This is a genomic window from Xanthomonas sp. NCPPB 3218, from assembly GCF_056725185.1.
On the sequence record NZ_CM161516.1, the window covers coordinates 2386662 to 2413130 of the forward strand.

Genomic DNA, 26469 nt, shown 5'->3' on the forward strand with positions numbered 1-26469 from the left:
CATGAGCCAAGCCGACCTCCCCGTATTGCGCGTGGCCTACATGCCGCTGATCGATTGCGCGCCCCTGGTCGCGGCGCAGCGGCTGGGCCTGGATCGCGTCCATGGGCTGCAGTTGGACTTGCAGCGGCAGGCCTCCTGGGCCGGCGTGCGCGACCGTCTGCTGGCCGGCGAGGTCGATGCGGCACATGCGCTGGCCAGCCTGGTGTATGCGATCGACCTGGGCATTGCCGGGCCGCAATGCCCGATGGCGCTGTTGATGACGCTCAATCACAACGGCCAGGCGATCACGCTGGCGCCTGCGCTTGCGCAGGCCCTGGAGGAGGGGCAGAGCTTGCCGCAGGCGCTGGCCAGCCTGGGCCGCCGCGCCGTGTTTGCGCAGACCTTCCCGACCGGCACGCATGCGCTGTGGCTCTATTACTGGCTGGCCGCGCGCGGCGTGGATCCGATGCGCGACGTGGAGGTGCTCAGCATCCCGCCACCGCAGATGCCGGACGCGCTGGCCAGTGGCTTGGTCGACGGCTATTGCTCCGGCGAGCCCTGGGCCGCAGTGGCCGAGGCACAGGGCAGCGGTCGCCGTGTGATCCGCAGTGGCGAGCTGTGGGCTGGCCATCCGGAAAAGGTGTTGGCCTGCCGACGCGAATTCGCCGCGCTGCAACCCGAGTTGACCGAACGCCTGACCGCCTGCGTACTGGATGCCTGTCGCTGGCTGGACGCGGACCCGGCAAATCGGGCGCAGTGTGCGCAATGGCTGGCCGAGCCGCAGCATATCGGGGTATCGGCCGCGCATCTGGCCGCTTGCCTGGATGCCGATGCCGAAGCCGAGGCACATGCGAAGGATGTGACAGCGCTGGTCTTCCATGGCGATGGCGCGGTCAACATGCCGTGGCTGTCGGACGGTGAGTGGTTCCTGACCCAGTTCCAGCGCTGGGGTTGGCATGACATCCAGGAAGACGACATCGCGCGGCTGCGCGACATCCATCGACTGGACAACTATCGGCGCGCTGCCGCGCGCGTGGGCGTGGTTTCCCCCGAGGACGACCACCGCAGCAACCGGTTGTTCGATACGCCCTGAGCCCGGGTGCCGAGAGGATCATGCGGCAGCCGAGGCAACGGTAACGGCGCGAGGCATGTGGTCTGCGGCTTGGTTGCAGGGCCCTTGCCTGCCCACCATCGCAGGACACGCCGCAAGTACGTCCCTGTAGGCTCTTACGCGGCATCCATGCCGCGTAAGGTCCCGCGACGATGGGCCGGCAAGGACCAGTCGAGATGGTCGGTGTGCGTAGCTCTTCTCAAAGCAACCAGCAAAATCTCTGGTGCGGTGTCCTCGCCGATTGCGGGACCGTGTGGCGGCATGGATGCTGCCACCGAGCCTCCACGGACGGATTCACGCCGTGTCCCGCGGGCGGCGAGGGCACCGCGCGCTCGACTGACACGGCTTTTGACCTAGATACTTGAGCGGTATGCACGCGGCCTAGATGAGGCTTCCGAGCACAGCCGTGTATTAGCTCTGTTGGGCGCTGTTAGTCATGCCAAGCGACAGAGCCTGCGATACAGGGTGCACGCTGTTGGTGCAAGGCTGCACGAAAGACGGGACTGGTGAGCTGCAATGGCGTGTCGGTAGGCTGTCGTGAAATCGGACGCGCTGCATCCAAAACGCTATTTTTCAATGACTTGTATCGTCGTGATGCTCGGGTGAGCAAGTTGGCACGTTGATTGCGTAGTGACTCCGTGCAGGTGCAACGGCGTACCTGCCACAACACGAACACGATGCAGCGGATCAACGGCGATCCGCACGCATCCAGGACAACGGCGTCCTTCCGGTTTTTACCGGAGGGGCGCCGTTTTTTTTTGGCCATCGCATTCGAAGAGGTCTCTATGCAGCGCTCGTTCTGGCGATCCGGGCACACGCCCACCTTGTTCGCATCCTTCCTGTATTTCGACCTGAGCTTCATGGTGTGGTATCTGCTCGGTCCGCTGCAGGTACCGATTGCGCAGTCGCTGGGGCTCGATACGCAGCAGCGTGCCTTGATGGTGGCGGTGCCGATCCTGTGCGGCGCGGTGCTGCGGCTGGTGCTGGGCATGCTGGCCGACCGTATCGGTGCCAAGCGCGCGGGCGTTGTCGCACAACTTGCGGTGATCGCTTCGTTGTTTGGTGCCTGGCAGTTCGGCGTGCACAGCATGGGGCAGGTGTTGTTGCTGGGCGTGTTGCTCGGCATTGCCGGCGCTTCGTTCGCGGTTGCGCTGCCGCTGGCCTCGCGCTGGTACCCGCCCGAGCATCAGGGCACCGCAATGGGGATTGCCGGGGCAGGCAATTCCGGCACCGTGCTGGCGGCGTTGTTCGCACCGATGCTGGCGTTGGCGTTCGGTTACCAGAACGTATTCGGACTGGCATGCATTCCGCTGCTGCTGACGCTGGTCGTATTCGTCCTGATTGCGAAAGAAGCGCCAGTACCGGTCGCGCGCAAGCGCTGGTCCGACTATGGCCGCGTGTTGGTGGCCAACCGCGACGCGTGGCGCTTCATGTTTTTCTATTCGGTGACCTTTGGCGGTTTTTCCGGGTTTGCCAGTGCATTGCCGGGCTACTTCCACGACCAGTTCGGCTTCGATACGCGCACTGCAGGGTGGGCGACGGCTGCCTGCGTATTGGCGGGTTCGGTGATGCGTCCGTTGGGCGGTGTGATTGCGGACCGCATTGGCGGCACGCGCGCCTTGCTCACTGTCTATCTGCTGGTGGCTGCGCTGGTGGGCATCGCAGGCTTCGGCGCGGGCGGGGCAATGGTGACGCTGGCCTTGTTCGTACTGACCCTGCTGTGTCTGGGTGCCGGCAATGGCGCGGTGTTTCAGCTGGTGCCGCAGCGGTTTGCGCAGGACATCGGCGTGATGACCGGCTTGATCGGCATGGCCGGCGGCATCGGCGGGTTTGCGCTGGCTGCGGGCCTGGGCGTGCTCAAGCAGCACACCGGCAGTTATGCGATGGGCATGTGGATGTTCGCTGCGTTCGCACTCGGTGGTTGGGCGCTGCTGGCCGGGGTCAAGACACAGTGGCGTAGCGAATGGTCCAGCGCCGGCGCGGCGCGGGTCTGACATGTCGACAGGAATCCAGGCAATGAAGCAACCCAGACTCGTCGTCATCGGCAATGGCATGGCCGGCATCCGCTCCGTGGAGGAACTGCTCAAGCTGATGCCGGGCATGTACCAGATCACCGTGTTCGGGGCCGAGCCGCATCCCAACTACAACCGCATCCTGCTGTCGCCGGTGTTGGCCGGCGAGCAGGAGTTCGACGATATCGTGCTCAATCCGTTGCAGTGGTATCAGGACAACGGCATCCGCTTGCATCTGAACAAGGAAGTCACCCGCATCGATCGGGTGCGTCGCCGCGTGATCGCCGCCGATGGCACCGAGGCGGAATACGACCGCTTGTTGATCGCCACCGGTTCGGTGCCGTTCGTGTTGCCGATTCCCGGTAACGAGCTGAAGGGCGTGATCGGCTACCGCGATATCCAGGACACCCGCACGATGATCGAGACCGCGCGCAGCAAGCGGCACGCGGTGGTGATCGGTGGCGGTCTGCTGGGGCTGGAAGCGGCCAATGGCCTGAAGCTGCGCGGGATGGACGTGACCGTGGTGCATCTGGCCGGGTGGTTGCTGGAGCGCCAGCTCGATCCGGTGGCCGGCAATCTGCTGCAGCAGGCCCTGCGCGCGCGCGGGCTGGAGTTCAGGCTGAGCACGGCGACCAGTGCAGTGCTGGGCAATGCGCAGGGCGAGGTGATTGGCGTGAAGTTCGCCGACGGCAGCGAGATCCCGGCCGATCTGGTGGTGATGGCAGCGGGCATCCGCCCGAATACGCGGCTGGCCGAAGAAGCCGGCATCCACTGCGCGCGCGGCATCGTGGTCAACGACAGCCTGCAGAGCTTCGACCCGCGCGTGTACGCAGTGGGCGAATGCGCAAACCATCGTGGCATTGCCTACGGCCTGGTGGCGCCGCTGTTCGAGCAGGCCAAGGTGTGCGCGAATCACCTGGCGCAGTTCGGCATCGGCATCTATCGCGGCTCGGTGGCGTCGACCAAGCTCAAGGTCACCGGGATCGATCTGTTTTCCGCCGGCGATTTCATGGGCGGCGATGGCTGCGAGGAGATCGTGCTGTCCGACCCGGCCGGCGGGGTCTACAAGAAGCTGGTGATCCGCGACGACGTGCTGGTCGGCGCCTGCCTGTACGGCGACACCAGCGATGGCGGCTGGTACTTCAAGCTGCTCAAGGACGGCACGCCGATCCGGGCGCAGCGCGATCAACTGATCTTCGGAGAAAGCGCGCTGGGCGATGCCGGCACCGGCGGACAGGACCGTGCCAGTGCGATGGCCGACAGCGACGAGGTCTGCGGCTGCAACGGCGTGTGCAAGGGCACTATCGTCAAAGCCATCAGCGAGCAGGGGTTGTTCACCGTCGACGAGGTGAAGAAGCACACCAAGGCCGCCAGTTCCTGCGGGTCGTGTACCGGTCTGGTCGAGCAGATCCTGATGAACTGCCTGGGCTCCAACTTCCAGGAAACACCGAAAACCAAGGCGGTCTGCGCCTGCACCGATCTGAGCCACGGCGATGTGCGGCGCGCCATTGCCGAACACAAGCTGCTGACCCATGCGCAGGCCTATGCCTTCATGGAATGGCGCACGCCCAACGGCTGCGCCACCTGCCGGCCGGCGATCAACTACTACATGTTGTCGAGCTGGCCGCATGAGGCCATCGACGATCCGCAATCGCGTTTCATCAACGAGCGTGCGCACGCCAACATCCAGAAGGACGGTACCTTCTCGGTGATTCCGCAGATGAAGGGCGGGGTGACCAATGCCGGCGAGCTGCGCCGCATTGCCGATGTCGCCGACAAATACGCGGTGCCGATGGTCAAGGTGACCGGCGGCCAGCGCATCGACCTGCTCGGGGTCAAGAAGGAAGATCTGGTCGATGTCTGGCGCGATCTGGGCATGCAGTCCGGGCATGCGTACGGCAAGTCGATTCGCACGGTGAAGACCTGCGTGGGCAGCGAGTTCTGCCGCTTCGGTACCCAGAACAGCACGCAGATGGGCATCGACCTGGAAACCATGCTGGCCAATATGTGGAGCCCGCACAAGGTCAAGCTGGCGGTGTCCGGCTGCCCGCGCAATTGCGCCGAATCCGGCATCAAGGACGTGGGCATCATTGCGGTGGATTCGGGGTGGGAGCTGCATGTGGGCGGTAATGGCGGCATCAAGACCGAGGTCGCCCGCTTCCTGGTCAAGGTGAGCACCGCCGAGGAAGTGCGCGAATACACCGGTGCGTTTCTGCAGCTGTATCGCGAGCAGGCGTATTACCTGGATCGCACCGTGCACTACATCGCACGGGTGGGGCTGGATTACATCCGCGCACAAGTGGTGGATGACGCGGCCAACCGGCGTGCCTTGTACGAACGCCTGCTGTACTCGCTGGAAGGCCTGGTCGACCCGTGGAAGGCGCGTATCGCCGGCGAACGGAAGCAGGAGTACCAACCCTTGCGTATCGCCGCGCCGGCCGCAACGGTGGAGGAATGAGCATGCAGCAGACCGCGTGGATTCGCGTGTGCGCGCTGCAGGAGCTGCCTGCATTGGGTGCGCGCGTACTCGAGATCGAGGGCATTGCACCGATCGCCTTGTTCCGCACCGCCAGCGATCAGGTATTTGCGTTGCGCGACCGTTGCCCGCACAAGGGCGGGCCGTTGTCGCAGGGTATCGTGGCCGGCGACACGGTGACCTGCCCGTTGCATGGCTGGGCGATCGCCTTGCAGAGCGGCCAGGCCTGCGCACCGGATGTGGGCTGCGCGCCGCGTTACCCGGTCAAGGTGGAAGCCGATGCGGTATGGATCGTGTTGCAGCCGGTATCGCTGCCGGATGCAGTCGCCGAGCCGGCCGCATGAGCGACGGCCAGCAGCTACCTTTGATCGGTGCGGCGGTACAGCCGCAGACGTCTGCGCCGATGCATCGCATCACGCGGTCGACCTGCTGCTACTGCGGGGTGGGCTGCGGGGTGCTGATCCACAGCGAGCACGACGCGCATGGCGAACGCATCGTCGGCATCGAAGGCGACCCGCTGCATCCGGCCAATCATGGCCGGTTGTGCAGCAAGGGCCTGGCCTTACCGCAGACCGCCGCGGGTACGCAGGGGCGCGTGCTCGCGCCGGAGCTGCGTCGTCATCGGCAGGCACCGCGGGCGGCGGTGAGCTGGGATCAGGCGCTCGACCACGTCACCGGCAAGCTGGCGGCGATCGTCGAGGAGCACGGCGCGGACGCGGTGGCGTTCTATCTCTCGGGGCAGCTGCTGACCGAGGACTATTACGTCTTCAACAAGCTTGCCAAGGGCCTGCTGGGCACCAACAACATCGACACCAACTCGCGCCTGTGCATGTCCAGCGCGGTCACCGCCTACAAGCTGGCGCTGGGCGCCGATGGCCCGCCCACCTGTTACGAGGATCTGGAGCTGGCACAGACGGTACTGTTTGCCGGCAGCAACATGGCGTATGCGCATCCGGTGCTGTTTCGCCGACTGGAAGAGGCGCGGGCGAAAAATCCCGCCATTCGCTGGATCGTGATCGATCCGCGTCGCACCGACACCGCGGTCATGGCCGACCTGCACCTGGCGATCGAACCCGGGACAGACGTCGCCCTGTTCAACGGCATGCTGCACCACCTGATCTGGGAGGGTCTGGTGGATGCGCGTTTCGTTGCGGCGCATACCGAGGATTTCGACGCCCTCAAGCACATGCTGCGCGAGTACACCCCGCGCATGAGCGCCGAGATCTGCGGTATCTCGCACGAGGACCTGGTGCATGCGGCAGAGTGGTTCGGGCGTAGCCCGGCGGCGCTGTCGCTGTACTGCATGGGCCTGAACCAGTCCGCGCAGGGCACCGACAAGAATCTGGCCCTGATCAATCTGCATCTGGCGACGGGGCAGATCGGTAAGCCGGGCGCAGGGCCGTTTTCGCTGACCGGCCAGCCCAATGCGATGGGCGGGCGCGAGGTCGGCGGCATGGCGACGATGCTGGCGGCGCATCGCGAGATCGGCAATGCCGACGATCGTGCGGAACTGGAACGTCTGTGGCAGTTGCCCGCCGGCCGTCTGAGTGCCACGGCCGGCACACCGGCCGTGCAGTTGTTCGAGCGTCTGCGTGCGGGCACGTTGAAAGCGGTGTGGATCGTCTGCACCAACCCCGTGCATTCGATGCCGGAGGTGGAGGGCATTCGCGCCGCACTGGAACAGGCCGAACTGGTGATCGTGCAGGATGCGTTTTCCGGCACCGACACCGTGCCGTATGCCGACGTGCTGTTGCCGGCCGCCAGTTGGGGCGAGAAGGACGGCACCGTGACCAATTCCGAGCGCCGTATCACCCGCGTGCGCAAGGCGGTGGACGCGCCGGGCCAGGCGCGCGCGGACTGGTGGATCGCCCGCGAAGTAGCACGCCGGCTAGAAGCGCGTCTGGCACCTGCCAGCGGCGCAGGGCTGTTCGGCTTCGACAGCACCGTGCAGATCTTCGACGAGCATCGCGCGTTGACGGTGGGGCGCGATCTGGACATCGGCGGGCTGGATTACCCGCTGCTGGATGACGCGCCGCAGCAGTGGCCGTTCCCTGCCGGTGCCGCACACGGGCAGGCGCGGCGCTATACCGATGGCGTGTTCGCCACCGGCAACGGGCGCGCGCGCTTCCACGCCACGCCGTATCGCAAGGTGGCCGAGCCGACTTCGGCCCGCTTTCCGATGCGCTTGCTGACCGGCCGCCTGCGCGATCAATGGCATGGCATGTCGCGCAGCGGACGCGTGCCGGCAGCGTTTGCGCATAGCCCCGAACCCGCGTTGCGCATGCATCCGGACGACGCAGCGCGGCGCGGCCTGGTCGCCGGCGAGCTGGTGCAGATCGCCAGCAAGCGCGGTGCGCTGGTGCTGCCGCTGGAACTGTCCGACGAACTGCGCTCGGGCAGCGTGTTCGCCGCAATGCATTGGAGCGGGCAGCACCTGTCCAGCGGCGGCATCAACGAAGTGAGCAGCCCCGCGGTGGATGCGCGCTCGCAGCAGCCCGAGCTCAAGCATGCGGCGGTGCGGGTGGAGAAGGCGGTGTTCGGCTGGCATCTGCTCGCTGCCCGGCGCGGCGATGCGTTGGCCTTGCAACAGGCACTGCAGCCGCTGTTGCGCGACTGCGGCTATGCATCGCTGCGGCTGCATGCCGAGCCGCTGGCCGAGGCCGGCGGGCACTGGGCGGTCCTGCACGCGGCCTGCGAACGCGCGCCGGATGCGCAATGGCTCGATCGCCTGATCGCCGCATTGCAGTTGCCGGCCGGCGCAGACGTGCTGGAGTACCGCGACCTGCGCCGCGGGCTGCTGCGTCGTGTGGGTTGGCGCATGCAGGACGGCCACAGCCATATCGACGGCCTGCTGCTCAGCGCGGCGCAGCCCAGCGAGGCCAATCAGGCGTTGCTGCGCAGCGCATTGGCAGGCCGGCCCTGGCGCGGCCCGCGGCTGGCGGTGTTTGCGCAGACGCTGGGCGCGCCCAGCGACCCGATCGTCTGCAGCTGCATGCAGGTGTCGACTGCTGCGATCCATGCCGCCATCGACGACGGCGCCGACCTGCACCAGCTCAAGCAACGCCTGGGCTGCGGCACGGTCTGCGGCTCCTGTGTTCCGCAACTCACCCGGCTGTGCCGGCAACCCCGACACGCCTGAGTGCCTGTCCCGACCTCCACATATTGCGAGACCTGCTCATGTCAGTCATTCCGTCCTGCGCGCGTGATGTGGTGTTGTTGTCCGCCGGCCCCGGCGATCTGGATCTGCTCACCATCAAGGCGGTCAAGGCGCTGGCTGCCGCGCAGGTGCTTCTGCTGGACGATCTGGCCAACCCGCAGATCGTCGAACTCGCACCGCAGGCGCGGGTGATCCGGGTCGGCAAGCGCGGTGGCTGCCGCTCGACGCCGCAGGACTTCATCTGCCGGCTGATGCGGCGCTACGCCTTGCAGGGCTTGCGCGTGGTGCGCGTCAAAGGCGGCGATGCACTGCTGTTCGGGCGCGCGGGCGAGGAGATCAGCTTCCTGCGCCGCGCCGGTGTGGGCGTGCAGATCATCAACGGCGTCAGTGCCGCATTCGCCGCCGCATCCGCACTGGAAGTGTCGCTGACCCATCGCAGCCATTGCCACGGCATTACCTTCGTCACCGCGCATACGCACGATCACGGCGAGCCGAATTGGGGCGCACTGGCCGCCAGCGGCACCACGCTGGGCATCTACATGGGCCTGCGGCGTGCCGATGCCTTGGCTACCGCGTTGCTGGCGCATCTGCCGGCCAGCACGCCGGCGGCCATCGTGCAGGCCGCCACCCGGCCCGAGCAGCAACGCCGGCTGACCACCCTGGGCGAGCTGGGACTTACCGCCGCCGGCATGCTGCCGGGCTTGCCGACCTTGCTGCTGGTGGGCGCTGCCTTGTCCGAGGCGGCAGCGCAGTGCGACGACCGCTTCGGCATGGCGCTGGAGCAGGCAGCGGGATGAGCGCGATCTGCTGAGCGCCGCGTGCGGCGATCCGCGCACCATCGTCGGCGCGTCTCAACGGGCAACGCGGTGTGCGAAGCACGCCCGCGCGGGTGTCGCTACGTGATGCGCACGCGCTACAGGCGAGAGGTCACACCGAGCAAGGCCGGCCTGCGGTGAGCAGTGCGCAGCATGTAGCCGCATCGCTTGCCGCTCCCGGTTCCGGTTTTCTGGCGCATTGGACAGCAGTGGACAGGGCAGGACAGTGATCGATCAGACCCATGCTGCATGCCCGGTGGAGCGGCGACGGCTGCACAGTCAGTTCGCCGTTATGGCCGCATTGGTAGCGCTACCGATGGATAAAACGCGGACCCTCTTGCGGCGCGTGGCAGGAGTGCAAGATTTGCACAGCGAGCGCAGCTGTTTTTTCCTGCATTGTGGCGCTTGGCGCCGTCTCGCATGGCTGCACGGCTTGGCACGATAGTTGCGTTACCCCTCCTACCAGTGGCGTGATCGACGCATCGAGAGGAGGCACAGTGGAAGACGGACAAAGCAGTACTCGTAGCCGGCGCGGTTTTGCCGCATTGGATCCTGAAAAGCGCCGCGTGTTGGCGAGCAGCGGCGGCAAGGCAGCACATGCCAGCGGGAACGCACACGAATTCACCAGCGACGAGGCACGCGAAGCTGGCCGCAAGGGCGGCCAGGCCGTGAGCCGCGATCGCGATCATATGTCGCGGATCGGCAGCAAGGGTGGGCGTTCCAAGCAAGCCAAACCTCAGGAAGAGGCCGTCTAGGCGAGCGTGCGGCGCGCATCCGGCGCGCCGTTCTCGCTGCAGCGGACCGCAGGCCCTGCACGTCACGTGCAGGGCCTGCGGCGTTTTTGCGGACACCTCCGCCGCGTCAGCAGATCGGCCTGAACAATCGATTGCAGTTGTGTGTGTTCTTTGAAGCATTTGCGTCTTGCCTTGCTCGGCCAAGCTGTGACGCAGAGGTTGATGTGCAATGCATCGTCAGGCCCTGGGAAGTTTTTTCACTCGTCCTCGCGCGCACGCGATCGATTGCAGGGAAATATCTGCCCATTCCCCGGCGCGCTCACCCAGGCGACTGCAGGATTTGCATCCATTGCAGAATTTTCCTGATCGGCGGCCCGGGCTGGCTCCCTGAGGGTTGATGGAAGGCTCGGGATGCCACTGCATGGCAGCGCGTCTGCGTTGGCCCTTGCGACCGACAAGTATTGCAGCCGTGTCAGCGCACACGCAGCGTCAAGCCAACGACCGCTTCGTCACGACATTGCGCCTGCCGAAGGTGACGCGCCCGTTGTCGCGGGACTTGTCGACGCGCACACTCGCAAAGTCGGCCCTAACCGGACTCGACCTTACGGGCGGTTGCCATCATCGGGTTCGTCGTCGAATGGACCGCCATGCTCGGAGCGCTTACGCTGGCCGTCTTTCATTGGACGGCACCGGTAATGACACAGCGCATGGCGTATCCGATCGGCACACCACGGCAGCCCTGGGGCGAGGCAGAGCGCGCTGCATGGCGCGCACGCCAGCTGCGTCAGCGCAGTCATGCTGACGATGTGGTGCAAGTGATCGATGCACTGGATGCCAGTTATGAGCGCGTGCATTACGGAACGATCCCGGCGGCATCCGAGCAATACCCGTTGATCGCGCTGCGCAGCGTGGCGTGGGACGCCGCTTTGCCCTGCGCGCTGGTGACCGGTGGCGTGCATGGCTATGAAACCAGCGGCGTGCAGGGCGCGCTGCAGTTTCTGCAGCAACGCGCGGCGGCCTATGCAGGCAAGCTCAATCTGCTGGTGGTGCCTTGCGTCAATCCATGGGGCTACGAGCGGATCCAGCGCTGGAATGCCGATGCCATCGACCCCAATCGCGCGTTTCGCCAAGACAGCCCGGCCGCCGAGTCGGCGGCATTGATGCAGCTGGTCGCCCCAGTGGCCGGCCAGATGCTGGTGCATATCGATCTGCACGAAACCACCGACAGCGACGAAAGCGAATTTCGTCCGGCCCTGGCGGCGCGTGATGGCGTCGACTTCGTGCCCGGCAGCATTCCGGATGGGTTTTACCTGGTGGGCGATAGCGAAGATCCGCAACCGCAGTTTCAGCAGGCCATCGTTGCCGCCGTCGCCGAGGTCACCCATATCGCACCTGCCGATGCGAACGGCCAGATCATCGGCGCAGCGGTGGTCGCTCCTGGCGTCATCAACTACCCGGTGCGGCGTCTTGGCCTGTGCGCGGGCGTCACCGACGCGCGCTATCGCACCACCACCGAGGTGTATCCGGACAGCCCGCGCGCAACGCCCGCGCAGTGCAACGCCGCGCAGGTGGCTGCGATCTGCGCGGCGCTGGACTACGCGCTCGCCCAGCGCTGACAGCATGGGCTGGCGCCAGATCGACGCTGGCGTCGCGGCGATGCCAGCCATCTGCAGCACGGCCCACGCATGCATGCCCTGAGCCACCGCACGGCTAGACTATGCAGTTCTTCAAGCGCATGGACGACCCCGAATGACTCACGATGCGATAGACGGTGCACGCAGACGCCTGCTGGGCGGCGCGATGGGAATGGCCATCAGCGGCGGCGTGCTTGCCAGGCAACCCAAGACGGAGAACACGATGGCGCAGGACACGCAGTGGCAGGACGGCAGCTGGCTCAATCGGCCACGGACCGTCGCAATCAGCGGCGGCACCTTGGACGTGGTCACCGACAAGGCCACCGACTTCTGGCGCAAGACGCATTACGGGTTCACGCGCGATAGCGGGCATTTTTTCGGTATCACCGCCGCAGCGCGCTTCACTGCGCAGTTGCGGGTGCGCGCGCAGTACGAGTCGCTCTACGATCAGGCCGGCATCATGGTGCGTGTGGACGAGCAGCATTGGGTCAAGGCGGGTATTGAACTGAGCGATGGCCGCGCGATGCTCAGTAGCGTGTTGACCAACCCGGTCTCGGACTGGGCGACCGGCCCTTACGAGGCCGACCCCAAGGACTTCTGGATACGCGCCACCGTTGCCGACGGCGTTCTGCGCCTGCAGGTGTCGGCCGATGGCCGGACCTGGCCGCTGGTGCGGCTTTGCCCGTTTCCTGTTGCCGATACGTACCAGGTCGGGCCGATGTGCTGCACGCCGGAGCGTGCCGGGCTGAAGGTGCGTTTTTCCGACTGGACGCTAGGTCCGCCGCTGGGCAAGGACCTGCACGATCTGAGTTGATGGCCGTGTGGCAACGCAGCGTGCGCGCTGCGTTGCCACGCACATCACTGCAGGAGGCGAGGGCGGCGTAGTGTGGGTCGATCAAGGACGATGCACGCGCCGACTGCACGCGGGCAGCTCGGATCACGGCAAGCGCTGTTCTGCCACCGCGCTTGCCACATAGGCCGCCACCAGCTCCGCCTCCATCGGCCGGGCAAGCAGATAGCCCTGCGCTTCATCGCATCCCCAACTGCGCAGCAGCGCGATTTCGTCGGCGTGTTCGATGCCTTCTGCAACGGTGCGATATCCCAGCGCGCTGGCCAGGCGTACCACCGCCTCGGCGCGCAACTGCATGCCGGTCTTGGTGGCGATACCGGTCACCAGGGAGCGATCAAGCTTGAGCACGTTGACCGGTAGCTCGGTGAGGTAACCGAAGTTGCTGTAGCCGGTGCCGAAGTCGTCGATGGCGACATTGACTCCGGCGTCACGCAGGGCGCGCAGCCGTGGCACGGCCTCCACATTGCTGCGCAGCCAGCGGCCCTCGGTGATCTCCAGCTCGATGCGCTGGGTGGGGATGGCCAGCTCCCTGCAGCGATGGATGACGTCTGCGGCGAGATTGCGGTTGCCAAAATCGCGCGAAGACAGATTGATCGACATGGAGAAGTCCAGCCCCTGCGCACGCCAGCTGGCCAACTGCACCAATGCGTTTTCGATCACCCAGTTGGTAACGGTGCACATCAAGGCGGTCTTTTCGAACAAGGGGATGAATTCGTCCGGACCGATCGGGCCGAGGCTGGCATGCCGCCAGCGCAACAGTGCCTCGAAGCCGGTCACCGACAAGTCTTCAAGGTTGATCCGTGGCTGGAACACCAGCCGGAAATCGCCTGCTTCCAGCGCCTTTTCGGCATCCAGTGCCAACCGGTACGAACGCTGGATCGCGTCGTCGTGCGAGGCGCTATACCAGCATACGATGGCGTGATTGCTGATCGCATCGCCCAGTGCCACCAGCCCCTTGCGCATGACGTCGTTGGTGTCCGGTTGTTGCGGTGCAAAGCGCACGACGCCAGCGTGAAAGGTCAACGACATCGGGATGCCGGCTGCGTCCATCGGCGCATGCAGCATGTCGCGCAGATCAAGCAACAGGTCTTCCATCTCGTCGGGCGCGGAATTCAACAGAAAAAACGCAAAGCGCATCGGTGCCACGTGATAGACGGTGGCCTTGCCGCGCAGCGCGCGCGTCAGTACATAGCTGGCGTGGCGCACCAGTTCTTCCAGCGGCTGCATGCCCAGTGCCTGACGTGCTTCATTGGCTGCCTGGGTGTCGTAGACCTCGATGAAGGCAGCGATGGTCGGTACGCAGTGGCTGCCAAAGGCGAGGGCATCCAGGTCCGACTGCAACTGGCGTGCATTGAGCAGGCCGCTGTGCGGTTCGCGCCGCCCGGCGCCGAACTGCAGTTCCAGTTGCGCCGCGGCCACATTGGCGAACATCAGCAGCTGTTGGTGTTCCTGGCTGGCCAGGCGACGCTCGCGCGTATCGATCACGCACAAGGTGCCGGAGACGCCGGTCTGCGGTGCACCGACCGGGACGCAGGCAATAAAGCGCGCCGGCAAGCCCGGGAAGGCGGCGTCGCCCAGTTGGATCGGGGCAAGGGCGGCAGGTTCGATCAGTTCCGTGACGCCATTGGGCGCCGCAGACGCATGCCGGCACAATTCAATGGCCTGCTCGACATGGGCGGCACTGATGCCGCGCGCCGCCAGCACGCGCACGCGGCCGCCCTCGACGATGGTCAGTGCGGCCGCAGGCGCAACCAGGGCATGGCACAGCAGACGCGCGATCTGATCGAGCGGCTCCATGCCACCCAGGTCGATCGGCACGCCCGACCAGTCGAACTGCTGTTGCTGCTGTTTGGTGTCCAAAGCGAGCGTCATGTCGTCAGTTTCCGTGTTGAAGATCACACACTGCCTGGCTACTACAAACAAACCGAGGTCGTTGACAGGTGACGATCATCGGGCACTAAAACCTTTTCGAATAAGCCGGCCTCTTCAATAAACTCCATCGCAGGATATCGAGCGCGACAATAAACTGGACGGGCGGAGTGGCTGCACACAAATACCGCAATCAATGAATGGCGTCGACAGTTGGTGGTGGTCTTAATGGTAAAAGCGGGCTCATTAAATCAAATGACGGCACTGCATTGATCAGGTTTTCACTCCTGCACCGCAACATCCACACGGAAACTTGTAGTCGAAATGGTTCGGCTCGCCAATATCCAGGTGACCGCATCAGATCGCTTTAAAGCATTCGGACTCATCCAGCCATATTCCGCTTTACCGCTGAATTATGCCATGTTTTTATTTGAATTCTGCCGCACATGATCTGTGGCGCCTGCCGCATGAGGTAGCGCGATAACGCTGACGGGCACGAGTAAACCAGTCGACAGTTTGGGCGTGTGTCATGGATAGTTTCCTGGTTAGTGATATTCGGCACAGTTTCAGGCATGGCGCTTTCCCTATTAATCTCCCACTATTATTCGCAGGGAATGGTATTAAACGTCCTCATCCGTAGGCGATACCGGTTGGTACGGCACAAGCTGTTTTAAACCGACTCGACAGTAAATCAACTTTCTGCTGTTGGAGAGCGCGTGTGTGTGTGCGTGAGTCTCTGCACGGCGATACAGGGGGAATAAAATGAATCGTGCATTTGCGCTGGTCTGGAACGCGGCGATTGGTAATTGGGTGGTGACGCACGAGCTGGTACGTCGGCGGCGCAAGCCCGGGGCAACCCGCCGCAGCGTGTCGAGCCTAGTCGTGCTGGCGGTGGGAGCCGCCGCACCGATGCTGGCCTGGGGGGCGTGCACACCTGCACTTCCAGCAGCGGGCGCCACCGTCACCTGCACGGGGTTGCCAATCACCAGCAACAGCTTCGCAAGCAGCGCAAACAACCTGACCATCAACGTTGCGGCAGGCACGCAGATGACCGCCGGGCTGCTGGGCGGCACCGCCATTGCGCTCACCGGCACCAATGCCACGCTCAACAACAGCGGTACGATCGACCCCTCGGCGCTCGGCCTGTTGTCGGTGTTGAGCACCGGCGTCAGCATGGGCAATGCCAGCTCCACCGCGGTGACCGCCAATAATCTCGCCACCGGCGCGATTTACGGCACCGGCGGCCTACTGGGGGCGAACCTGCTCAATCTCGATGGCATGGCGCTTGGCATCACCTCGGCCAGCAATGGCGTCGTGCAGATCAACAATGCCGGGCTGATCGATAGCCGTGCATTGTTGAACCTGTCGGTGCTGAGTTCGGATACGCCGGTGATAGCAGTCAGCGGCGGCGGTACCGTCAATGCGGTCAACACCGGCACCATCAACGGGCGCGTCGGCTTCCAGAGTTCGGCCACCGGCAACAGCTTCGTCAACGCCGGCACCATCAACGGCAGCGTGTCGATGGGGGCGGGCAGCACCAACAGCTTCACGGCGGTGACTGGCGGCAGCGTCAACAGCGGCGGCGGGCTGGCGCTGGAACTGCTTGGGCCGGGGGGCTTGCTGAGCTTCGCGCAGACCGGTGTGGTGGATGGCGGCGCAGGCGGCACCAATACGCTGATCCTGCAGAATTCGGCCACCGGCACTGGCAGCGGCAGCACCGGCGTCGGGACGCTCAGCACCGCGCAATACATCAATTTCGGCAGCCTGCGCGTCAATAGCGGCACCTGGTCGGTCGGGGGCGGAAGCAACTTCGGCAGCAGCGCGCTCAATGGCGGCGTACTGCAGTTCGCCAATCCTGCGCAGCTAGGCACTGCCATCACGGCCAACGGCGGTGCGCTGGAGGCGACAGCCGCCGGCCTGAGCCTGTCGCCTGCCGGCGGCATCGCCTTGGGAGCAGGTGGCTTGACCCTGCAGGGCGCCAATGCCCTGACCATTGCCAGCCCCATCGTCGGCACCGGTGCGCTGACCAAGACCGGGACCGGTGCGTTGGGCCTGACCGGCAGCAATATCTTCAGCGGAGGCGTCAACCTGCTCGGCGGCTCAGTGACGGTGGGAACCAATGGCGCACTGGGAACAGGCGCTGTCAACGTGTCCGCCGGCAGCGTGCTTTCCAGTGCGGCGGTCGACTTGCCGAACGCGTTCGTGCTCAACGATTTCATCGGCATCGGCGGCGCCAACACCTTGCGGATTGGCGGCGGCATCAGCGGCGCCGGCGCGTTGAACAAGATCGGCACCGGCACGCTCACCCTGGGCGGCAGCAATACCTATGCAGGCGGCACGACGCTGGGCGCGGGGACGCTGCGGATCGAAACCAATACCGCGCTCGGAGCGGGCACGGTGACAGCCGCCGGTGGGCAGCTGGATACCAGCGCTCCACTGACCCTGGCCAACAATGTTGCCTTGACCAATACGCTGGGCCTGGGCGCCAGCGGCAACGCGCTGACCCTGACCGGCACGCTTGCCGGCGCGGGTGGTGTCAACAAGACCGGCACTGGCACGCTCGCGCTCAACGGCGCCAACACCTTCGCTGGCGGAACCACGCTGGCATCGGGCACCTTGCAACTGGGCAGTGCCTCGGCACTGGGAACCGGCGGCTTGAACGTCACCGGCGCGTCCAACCTCAGCAGCAGTGCGCCACTGACGGTGGCCAACGGCATCAGCCTTGGCGGACCCTTGAACTGGACCGGCGCGCAGGCGCTGACATTGAGCGGTGCCATCAACGGTGGCGGCAGCCTGATCAAGAGCGGTGCGGGCGACCTCACCCTGACCGGTAACAACGCCTACACCGGTGGCACCAGCTTGAGTACCGGGCGCCTGGTGGTGGGCTCGAACGCGGCCCTGGGCACCGGCACCCTGACCGCAAGCGGCGGCGAGCTGGATGCCATCGCTGCGGCAACCCTGGGCAACACGATTGCACTCACCGGTAGCTTGGGCGTGGGCAGCAGCGGTAATGCCTTGAACCTGAGCGGCGCCATTGGCGGCACCGGTGCGTTGACCAAGCTCGGCACCGGCAGCTTGACCCTGGGTGGCCTGAACACCTATGCCGGCGGCACCAACCTCACTGCCGGCACCTTGCAGGTGGCCAGCGGCACCGCGCTGGGCACGGGTGCGTTGAACGTCACCGGCAATGCGGCCCTGCAAAACACGGCGGCCACCTCGTTGAGCAACGCGATCGCGTTGACTCCAGGTGCGCTGACGCTGAGTGGGGCGCAAGCACTGACACTGAGTGGCGCGATCAGCGGCACCGGGAGCCTGATCAAGTCCGGCAGTGGCGACCTCACGCTGAGCGGCAACAATCTGTACAGCGGCGGCACCACGCTCAGCGCCGGCACACTGACGGTGGGCAGCGACACCGCGCTCGGTGTTGGCGCGCTCAGCGCAGCAGCCGGTACCACCCTGGCCAATGCAACCGTCAGCACGCTGTCCAATGCCATTGCCTTGGCCGGCCTGGTCAATGTGGGTGGCAGCAACGCGCTCACGCTTACCGGCGCCATCACCGGCGTGGGCAGCCTGGACAAGCTGGGCCCCGCCAGCCTGACCCTGGCCGGTAACAATAGCTACACCGGCGGCACGCGCTTGAGTGCAGGCAGCCTGATCCTGGACAGCGACACCGCCTTGGGTCTTGGCACCCTGACCGTCGGCGGCGGACTGCTCGACAGCACCGCCGCACGCGTGCTCGCCAACAACGTGGCGCTGGAAGCGGATCTGCAGCTCGGCGGCAGCCAGGATCTCACCCTCACCGGTGCGGTCAGTGGCGTGGGTGGCGTGGTCAAGGACGGCAATGCTGCATTGACGCTGGCTGGACCCAACAGTTTTGCCGGTGGCGTGGATCTCGATGCAGGCGCGCTGCTGATCGGCGACGGCGCAGCACTGGGCACCGGGGCGCTGACCGCTGCCGATGGCACGCAGCTGCAGGCCACTGCCGCGACCACGATCGGCAACGCTGTGGTGCTCAACGGTGCGCTTTCGCTCACCGGCAACAACGATCTGGGCGTCACCGGCATCGTCAGTGGCGCAGGCAGCCTGGTCAAGCAGGGCGCCGGTGCGCTGGCCCTCACCGGCAACAATGTCTATACCGGCGGCACCTTGCTCGACACCGGCATCCTGTCGGTCGGCAGCGACAGCGCACTCGGCACCGGCGCGCTCACCGCTGCCGATGGCACGCAGCTCACTGCCAGCACTGCGGTGACCTTGCAGAACGCGGTCAATGTCGCCGGCCAACTCGCCATCGATGGCCAGGACCTCACCCTCGATGGCGTGGTCGACGGCGCCGGTCGCCTGATCAAGAACGGCACGCAAACGCTCACGCTCAATGGCAACAATACCTGGGCGGGCGGACTGCAACTGCAGGGCGGCGCAGTGGTGGTCGGCAGCGACACGGCACTGGGCTTGGGCACGCTGAGCACCGCCGCGGGCACCACACTGGATGCCAGCACCGCGGTGACGCTGGGCAATACGCTTGCGTTGAATGGCGCACTCACCTTGCCTGGCACGCAGGACATCACCCTCAACGGTGTCGTCAGCGGTATCGGCAGTCTCGACAAGCAAGGCGCTGCCACGCTGACCTTGGCCAATGCCAATACCTTCAGCGGCGGCGTTGCGCTGGATGCGGGGCGTGTGGTGCTCGGCAACGACGCTGCGCTGGGCGTGGGTGCGCTGCTGGTCGGCGGCCCAGCCGAACTGGATGCCGCTGCCGCGCTGACGCTGGGCAATACGGTGCAGTTGAACGATCAGCTCACGCTGGTCGGCAGCAACGATCTCGGCTTGAACGGTGCCATCACCGGCAGCGGCAGCCTGATCAAGAATGGCGCCACCACGTTGTCGCTCAACGCGGGCAACAGCTATAGCGGTGGCACCACGTTGACGGCCGGCACCGTTGCGGTCGGCGCCAACGATGCACTCGGCACCGGCAGCCTGTCGGTCGTCGGCAATGCAGCGCTGAGCAACGCGATTGCGGTGGCGCTGGGCAACGACATCGCGCTTGGCGCAGCGCTCACCGTGGATAACGGTGCGGACATGCTGGTCAGCGGCAGCATCAGCGGTACAGGCGACTTGATCAAGACCGGTGCCGGCACCCTGACCTTGAATGGCAGCAACACCTACACCGGCCCGCTGGCGATCCAGGCCGGCACGCTGGTTGCGAGCACCGCTGCGTCGCTTGGCAACGCCAGCAACGTCGATGTCGTTGCAGGGGCGGTGCTGAATCTCAGCAACGGCGGCCTGATCAGCGCGCTCAGCGGCGCCGGCAATGTCACTACCGATGCCGGCGGTACGCTGCAGTTGGGCGGTGGCGATTTTGGCGGCAGCCTTGGTGGTGGCGGCAATCTGGACAAGGTCGGCGCCGGCACGGTGCGCCTGCTCGGCAACAGCGCGATCGGCGGTGCCACCCAGGTCAGCGGCGGTACCCTGGATGTGATCGGCACCCTGGGCACCAGCGCAGTGAACGTGGCGCTAGGCGGCACGCTGACCGGCACCGGCACCACCGGCAACGTGGGAAGCAATGTGACCATCGCCGACGGTGGCCGGCTTGCATTGACCAGTGGCTCCTCGCTCAGCGTGGGTGGCCTGACCCTGGCACCGGGTGCGTTTTTGGATGTCGCATTGGCAGCGCCGAGCAATACGCGGCTGCTCGCGGTCAATGGCGACCTCACCCTGGACGGCACGCTCAACATCACCGACATCGGTGGGTTCGGCACGGGTGTGTACCGGCTGATCGACTACACCGGCCTGCTCACCAACAACGGTCTGGCGATCGGCCTGTTTCCGGGCAGCGTGGATCTCAGCCAGCTCGCGCTGCAGACCGCCATCGGCCAGCAACTCAACCTGGTGGTGACGGCACCGGGCAGCATCGTGCAGTTCTGGGATGGTGTCCAAACCACCGCCAACGGCACCGTCGACGGCGGTGCAGGAACCTGGGGGGCGGCGACCAACTGGACCAACCAGGACGGCAGCGCCAACAGCACCTGGCAAGGCGATTTTGCGGTCTTTGCCGGCAACGCAGCCGCCGTCGGCGTGGTGGGCACGCAGAGCATCGGCGGCCTGCAGTTCGTCACCGATGGCTATCAGCTGACCGATGCCGGCGCGGGTGGATTGGCTGTGACTGCGCCGTTGACCGCGATCCGCGTGGATCCGGGTGCAACCGCCAGCATCGATGTCGCCATTTCCGGCAGCGGTGGCGTGGAAAAGCTCGACACCGGCACGCTGGTGCTCGATGCGGCCAACAGCTATACCGGCGGCACCGCCCTCAGCGGCGGCACCCTGGTGCTGGGCGACGCGCAGGCGTTGGGCACCGGCACCCTGACCGCAGCAACCGGCACCAACCTCGATAGCAACCAGGCATTGGCGGTCGGCAATGCAGTGGTACTCGATGGCGCGCTCAACCTGGTCGGCAGCAACGACCTGCGCCTGTCCGGCCCGATCAGCGGCGCGGGCAGTCTGATCAAGAACGGCGCGTCCACGCTCACGCTCGACGGCGCCAACAGCTACGTCGGCGGCAGCGTGTTGAACGCAGGCACCCTGGCGGTTGGCAGCAACACCGCGCTCGGTGTCGGCAGCCTGTCGGTGCTGGGCAATGCCACCTTGAGCAACGCGATTGCGCTGGCACTGGGCAATGCAGTCAATCTCGGTGCCGATCTGACCATTGCCAGCGCGGACGATCTGGGCCTGACCGGGGTGCTGAGTGGCGCGGGTGCCTTGACCAAGACGGGCCTGGGCACCTTGACCTTGTCCGGCGGCAACACGTTCACCGGCCCGGTGTCGGTGCAGGCCGGCGTGCTCGCCGCCGCCGCCCCCGGCGCGTTGGGCAACACCAGCGCCGTGGATGTGGCCGCAGGTGCCGGGCTCTCGCTCGGCAGCAATGCGGCCTTGGGTGCAGTGACCGGGCAGGGCAACGTCGCGGTGCTGGGCGGCACCACGCTGCAGCTTGGCGCCAACAACGTCGGCAGCACTTTTGCCGGCAGCCTGAGCGATGCAGGCAATCTGGACAAGGTCGGCACCGGCACCTTGCAGCTCACCGGCACCAGCGCGCTCGGCGGCACCACCCAGGTCACCGCCGGCACGCTGGACGTGGATGGCACGCTGGCCAGTGCAGGTGGCCTGACCGTGGGCAGCGGTGCCAGCTTGAGCGGCAGCGGCGTGGTCGATGCGGCGGTCACGGTGAATGACGGCGGCCGCCTGGTGGTGACCAGTGGCGCAGTGTTGACCACCGGCAGCCTGAGCCTGGCTCCCACTGCCACGCTGGACGCGTTCCTGGGCATCCCCAGCCAGACCGGCGTGTTGGCGGTCAATGGCGATCTCACCCTGGACGGCACGCTCAACATCACCGACATCGGCGGCTTCGGCACCGGTGTGTATCGCCTGATCGACTACACCGGTGGCTTGACCGACAACGGCCTGGGCATCGGCACGTTGCCAGGTACGATCGATCCCACCCAGCTGACGTTGCAGACCGCGCTGGCACAGCAGGTCAACGTGGTGCTGCTGGCGCCCGGCAGCAACGTGCAGTTCTGGGATGGTGCGCAGACCATTGCCAATGGCAGCATCGATGGCGGCGCAGGCATCTGGGCTGCAGGCCCCACCAACTGGACCTCGATCGATGGGCTGAGCAACAGCGACTGGCAGAACAGTTTTGCCGTGTTCGCCGGCACCGCCGACAATGTAGGCGTGCAGGGCACGCAAGGCATTACCGGCATGCAGTTCATCAGCGACGGGTATGTGCTGAGCGATGCCGGCGGCGGTGCATTGAGCGCCAATGCGGCCACCACCATCATCCGGGTCGACCCTGGCGTCACCGGCACCATCGATGTGGGCATCGGCGGCACCGGCACGCTGCAGAAACTCGACACCGGCACGCTGGTGCTGAGCGCCGCCAATACCTACACCGGCGGCACCGCGCTCGGCGGCGGCACGCTGGTGTTGGGCGATGCGCAGGCATTGGGCACCGGCACGCTGACCGCGGCAGCCGGCACCAGCCTCGATACCGATCAGGCATTGGCCGTGGGCAATGCGGTGGTGCTCGACGGTGCGGTGACGCTGCTAGGCAGCAACGATCTCGCCCTGACTGGCGCCATCAGCGGTGCCGGCAGCGTGATCAAGACCGGTGCATCCACGCTCACGCTCAGTGGCAACAACAGCTATGCCGGCGGGACCGCGCTGAGCGATGGCACCTTGTCGATCGGCAGCAACAACGCGCTGGGCACCGGCAGCTTGTCGGTGGTCGGCGCTGCGGTGCTGACCAACCCTGTTGCCGCAACTGTGGGCAATGCGGTCGTCCTCGGCGCTGCGCTGAGCGTCGACAATCCGGCAGACCTCACGCTTGCCGGCGATATCAGCGGCAGTGGCGCCTTGATCAAGACCAACACCGGCACGCTGACACTGGACGGCAGCAACAGCTACACCGGTGGCACGACGGTCAACGCTGGCACGCTGGTCGGCGACAGCGCCAGCCTGCAGGGAGCCATCGTCGACAACGCGACGCTGGTGTTCAACCAGGTGGCCGATGGCGTGTTCACCGGCTCGATCACTGGCACCGGCAGCGTGATCAAGGATGGCGTCGGCGCACTATCGCTCAACGGTGCGAACGGGTACACCGGCGGCACCACGATCACGGCCGGTACCTTGATCGGCGACACCAGCAGCCTGCAGGGCGATATCGCCAACAACGCGGCACTGGTGTTCAACCAGAACACCGGCGGCGTGTATGCCGGCACGCTCAGCGGCACCGGCTCGCTGCAGAAGGCCGGCACCGGCGCGCTGCAACTGCTCGGACCCAACACCTATACCGGCGGTACCGTGATCAGCGCCGGCAGCCTGATCGGCAACACCACCAGCCTGCAAGGCAATATCGTCGACAACGCCACGCTGGTGTTCGATCAGGCCAGCGATGGTGTGTTCGCCGGCGCAGTCAGCGGCACCGGCAGTGTGGTCAAGCAGGGGACGGGTGCGTTGACGCTTGCCGAAGCCGGCAACTACAGCGGCGGTACCGTACTTGCCAGCGGTAGCTTGGTGCTGGGTGATGCACAGGCGCTGGGCACCGGAACGTTGACCGCCGCGACCGGCACCACGTTGGATACCGATCAGGCACTGACAGTGACCAACGCAGTCGAGCTGGCAGGTGCAGTCGCGTTTGCGGGCAGCAACGATCTCACCTTGACCGGTGCTGTGACCGGCACCGGTGGGTTGATCAAGAATGGGGTTTCCACGCTGACACTGGATGGCAGCAGCAGCTACACCGGTGGCACGACGGTCAACGCCGGCACGCTGGTTGGCGACAGCGCCAGCCTGCAGGGAGCCATCGTCGACAATGCGACGCTGGCGTTCAACCAGGTGGCCGATGGCGTGTTCACCGGCTCGATCACCGGCACCGGCAACGTGATCAAGGATGGCGCCGGCGCACTAGTGCTCAACGGTGCGAACGGGTACACCGGCGGCACCACGATCACGGCCGGTACCTTGATCGGCGATACCAGCAGCCTGCAGGGCGATATCGCCAACAACGCGGCACTGGTGTTCAACCAGAACACCGGCGGCGTGTATGCCGGCACGCTCAGCGGCACCGGCTCGCTGCAGAAGGCCGGCACCGGCGCGCTGCAACTGCTCGGGCCCAACACATATACCGGCGGCACCGTGATCAGCGCCGGCAGCCTGATCGGCAACACCACCAGCCTGCAAGGCAATATTGTCGACAACGCCACGCTGGTGTTCGATCAGGCCAGCGATGGTGTGTTCGCCGGCGCGGTCAGCGGCACTGGCAGTGTGGTCAAGCAGGGGACGGGTGCGTTGACGCTGGTTGCGCCCAATACCTACAGCGGTGGCACCACCATTGCCAGCGGCAGCCTGATCGGTACCACCACCAGCCTGCAGGGCAATATCGTCAACAATGCGACACTGGTGTTCGACCAGGCAGGCGATGGCACGTTTGCCGGCAACATCACCGGCAGCGGTACCTTGATCAAGAACGGCGCGGGCGCGTTGACGCTGGATGGTGTCAACGCCTATCTCGGTGGCACCACGATCAATGCGGGCACATTGATTGGTGATACCGACAGCCTGCAGGGCAATATCGCCAATGCCGGCGCACTGGTGTTCCAGCAGACCGCCAATGGCACCTACGCAGGGATCCTGTCGGGTACCGGCAGTCTGCTCAAGGATGGTGTGGGCACCTTGCTGGTCACCGCAAACAGCAGTGGCTTCACCGGCCCGACCACCATCGTCGCGGGCACCCTGAGCGTGGGTAACCCGGCCAATCCGGGCGCCGCGTTGGGCGGGCCGGTCACGGTGGGCCCGGGCGGCACGCTCACCGGCAGCGGCAGCATCGGCGGCCTGACCTCCGGTGGCACCGTGGCGATCGGCGGCAGTACGGGCACGATCAGCGTCGGCGGCAATGTCGCGCTTGCAAATGGCTCCACCCTGCAGGTCACGCCGGGTGCGGGCGGCACGGTGACACCGATCAGCGTGGGCGGGGCGGCCACGCTGGCACCTGGCAGCACCCTGCAACTGGTACGTGCGACGGACCTGCCGTTGTTCACCGAGATCCCGGTCATCAGCGCCGCTGGCGGGCTGACCGGGCAATTCACCAACGTCGTTTCCGACTACGCCTTCGTCACGCCGAATGTCAGCGCCAGTGCCACGGCATTGTCGGTATCGTTTGGTCGCAACACCGTGGCCATGGTCGATGCGGTCACCGCGCCCAACCAGCAGGCCGCCGCAGCTGCGGTGGATGGCTTGCCGACCACCAGCCCGGTCTACCAAGCGGTAGTGCGTCTGCCCGACGACCCGCAAGCGATCAGCACGGCGTTTGCCTCGCTGTCGGGCGAAAGCCATGCCAGCACGGCGACTGCATTGCTGGATAGCCGCTTCCTGCTGAGCGGCGTCGGCAATCATCTGCGTGGCGACAGTCAGGATGCGCGGGTGGGCGATACCACGGTCTGGATCACCGGCCGTAGCCTGCCCAATCGTGTCGATGGGGATGCCAACACCGCTTCGGTGCGGCGCGAGGACAACGGCGTCATGGCCGGTGCAGAACGGCGCATCGGCGAGCGCAGCGTGGTCGGTGTCGCGGTCGGTAATCAGGACATCGAAACCCGCTCGCGCGAATCCTTGGATCGTTCCGACATCGATGGCACCCATGCCGGCATCTACGCGCAGGCCGATTGGTCCGCGTTCGCTGTGCAGGCTGCGGTCGACTACGCGGATTACAGCGTGGACAGCAGCCGTCGGGTGATGCTGCCCGGCGTGCTCGAAGAGCGGCTGACCAGCAATTACGATGCAAAGGCCGTCACCGTGTCGCTGGAAGCGGCCTGGAACCTGCGCACCGGCAATGCGGTGTACAGCCCCTTCGTTGCGGCGGACTACACGCACCTGAAGACCGACGGCTTCGACGAGCGCGGCGGCATTGCCGGGCTGTCGGTGGACAGTGCCAAGGACGAGTACACCACCAGCACGGTGGGCGTACGCGGGCGTTGGCAGCTGGGTGCGGCGGCCGGGGTGTACGCCTCGGTGGGTTGGCGGCATGCGTTCGGCGACCGCGCCGTGGAGCGGTCGGCCGGCTTTGTCGGCAGCGGTTCGCAGTTCTCGGTGCAGAGCGTCACGCTGGCCAAGAACGCGGTGGTCGGCGAACTGGGCGTCAGCCTCATCACCTCGCCCAACAGCCGCATGGCCTTGTCGTTGCAGGGACTCAACGGTGATGGCCAGACCGCATACGGCGGCCAGGTCACCTGGGGCTGGAGCTTCTGATTCACCGCAGACCAAAAAGCCCCGGCATTGCCGGGGCTT

The 26469-nt window shown here is 65.8% G+C and carries 11 protein-coding genes; 10 read left to right on the top strand and 1 reads right to left on the bottom strand.

Features of this window, described 5'->3' with window-relative positions; translation table 11 throughout:
• The first annotated feature begins 1 nt into the window (after position 1).
• The 9 genes from AC1PLS_RS10500 to AC1PLS_RS10540 all read left to right on the top strand — a co-directional run bounded on the left by AC1PLS_RS10500 (position 2) and on the right by AC1PLS_RS10540 (position 12732).
• On the top strand, positions 2-1072 hold the full coding sequence (locus AC1PLS_RS10500) for a CmpA/NrtA family ABC transporter substrate-binding protein (protein ID WP_481104451.1): 1071 nt from the start codon (positions 2-4) through the stop codon (positions 1070-1072).
• Positions 1073-1914: 842 nt separating this feature from the next.
• A complete protein-coding gene (locus tag AC1PLS_RS10505; RefSeq protein ID WP_181097768.1) occupies positions 1915-3084 on the top strand; it encodes a nitrate/nitrite transporter in 1170 nt (389 codons plus the stop codon).
• A 58-nt stretch (positions 3085-3142) separates the two neighbouring features.
• Positions 3143-5560, top strand: coding sequence for a nitrite reductase large subunit NirB (gene nirB, locus AC1PLS_RS10510; RefSeq protein WP_260300187.1), 2418 nt, complete (start codon positions 3143-3145; stop codon positions 5558-5560).
• Positions 5557-5922, top strand: coding sequence for a nitrite reductase small subunit NirD (nirD, locus tag AC1PLS_RS10515; protein ID WP_081008620.1), 366 nt, complete (start codon positions 5557-5559; stop codon positions 5920-5922). The genes nirB and nirD overlap by 4 nt, the downstream gene beginning before the upstream one ends.
• Positions 5919-8717 (top strand): nitrate reductase, encoded by a 2799-nt coding sequence (locus AC1PLS_RS10520; RefSeq protein ID WP_184434503.1) that lies wholly within the window; start codon positions 5919-5921, stop codon positions 8715-8717. The genes nirD and AC1PLS_RS10520 overlap by 4 nt, the downstream gene beginning before the upstream one ends.
• A 68-nt stretch (positions 8718-8785) precedes the next feature.
• The gene (cobA, locus tag AC1PLS_RS10525; RefSeq protein WP_184434738.1) at positions 8786-9532 is read left to right on the top strand and encodes a uroporphyrinogen-III C-methyltransferase; all 747 of its coding nucleotides are present in this window, start codon (positions 8786-8788) and stop codon (positions 9530-9532) included.
• Between the two features lie 515 nt (positions 9533-10047).
• Complete coding sequence (locus tag AC1PLS_RS10530) at positions 10048-10305, top strand: KGG domain-containing protein (protein ID WP_024940389.1); 258 nt, start codon at positions 10048-10050, stop codon at positions 10303-10305.
• Positions 10306-10979: 674 nt separating this feature from the next.
• On the top strand, positions 10980-11900 hold the full coding sequence (locus AC1PLS_RS10535; protein ID WP_102252116.1) for a M14 family metallopeptidase: 921 nt from the start codon (positions 10980-10982) through the stop codon (positions 11898-11900).
• Positions 11901-12033: 133 nt separating this feature from the next.
• Positions 12034-12732, top strand: coding sequence for a DUF1349 domain-containing protein (locus tag AC1PLS_RS10540; RefSeq protein ID WP_024940387.1), 699 nt, complete (start codon positions 12034-12036; stop codon positions 12730-12732).
• 123 nt (positions 12733-12855) lie between these two features.
• Here the strand turns inward: AC1PLS_RS10540 and AC1PLS_RS10545 are convergent, their stop codons facing one another.
• Positions 12856-14667: an EAL domain-containing protein gene (locus AC1PLS_RS10545; RefSeq protein WP_184434501.1), complete on the bottom strand. Its 1812-nt coding sequence runs from the start codon at positions 14665-14667 to the stop codon at positions 12856-12858.
• Positions 14668-15399: 732 nt separating this feature from the next.
• Here AC1PLS_RS10545 and AC1PLS_RS10550 point away from each other — a divergent pair.
• Positions 15400-26430: an autotransporter-associated beta strand repeat-containing protein gene (locus AC1PLS_RS10550; protein ID WP_481104452.1), complete on the top strand. Its 11031-nt coding sequence runs from the start codon at positions 15400-15402 to the stop codon at positions 26428-26430.
• Positions 26431-26469: the final 39 nt, after the last annotated feature.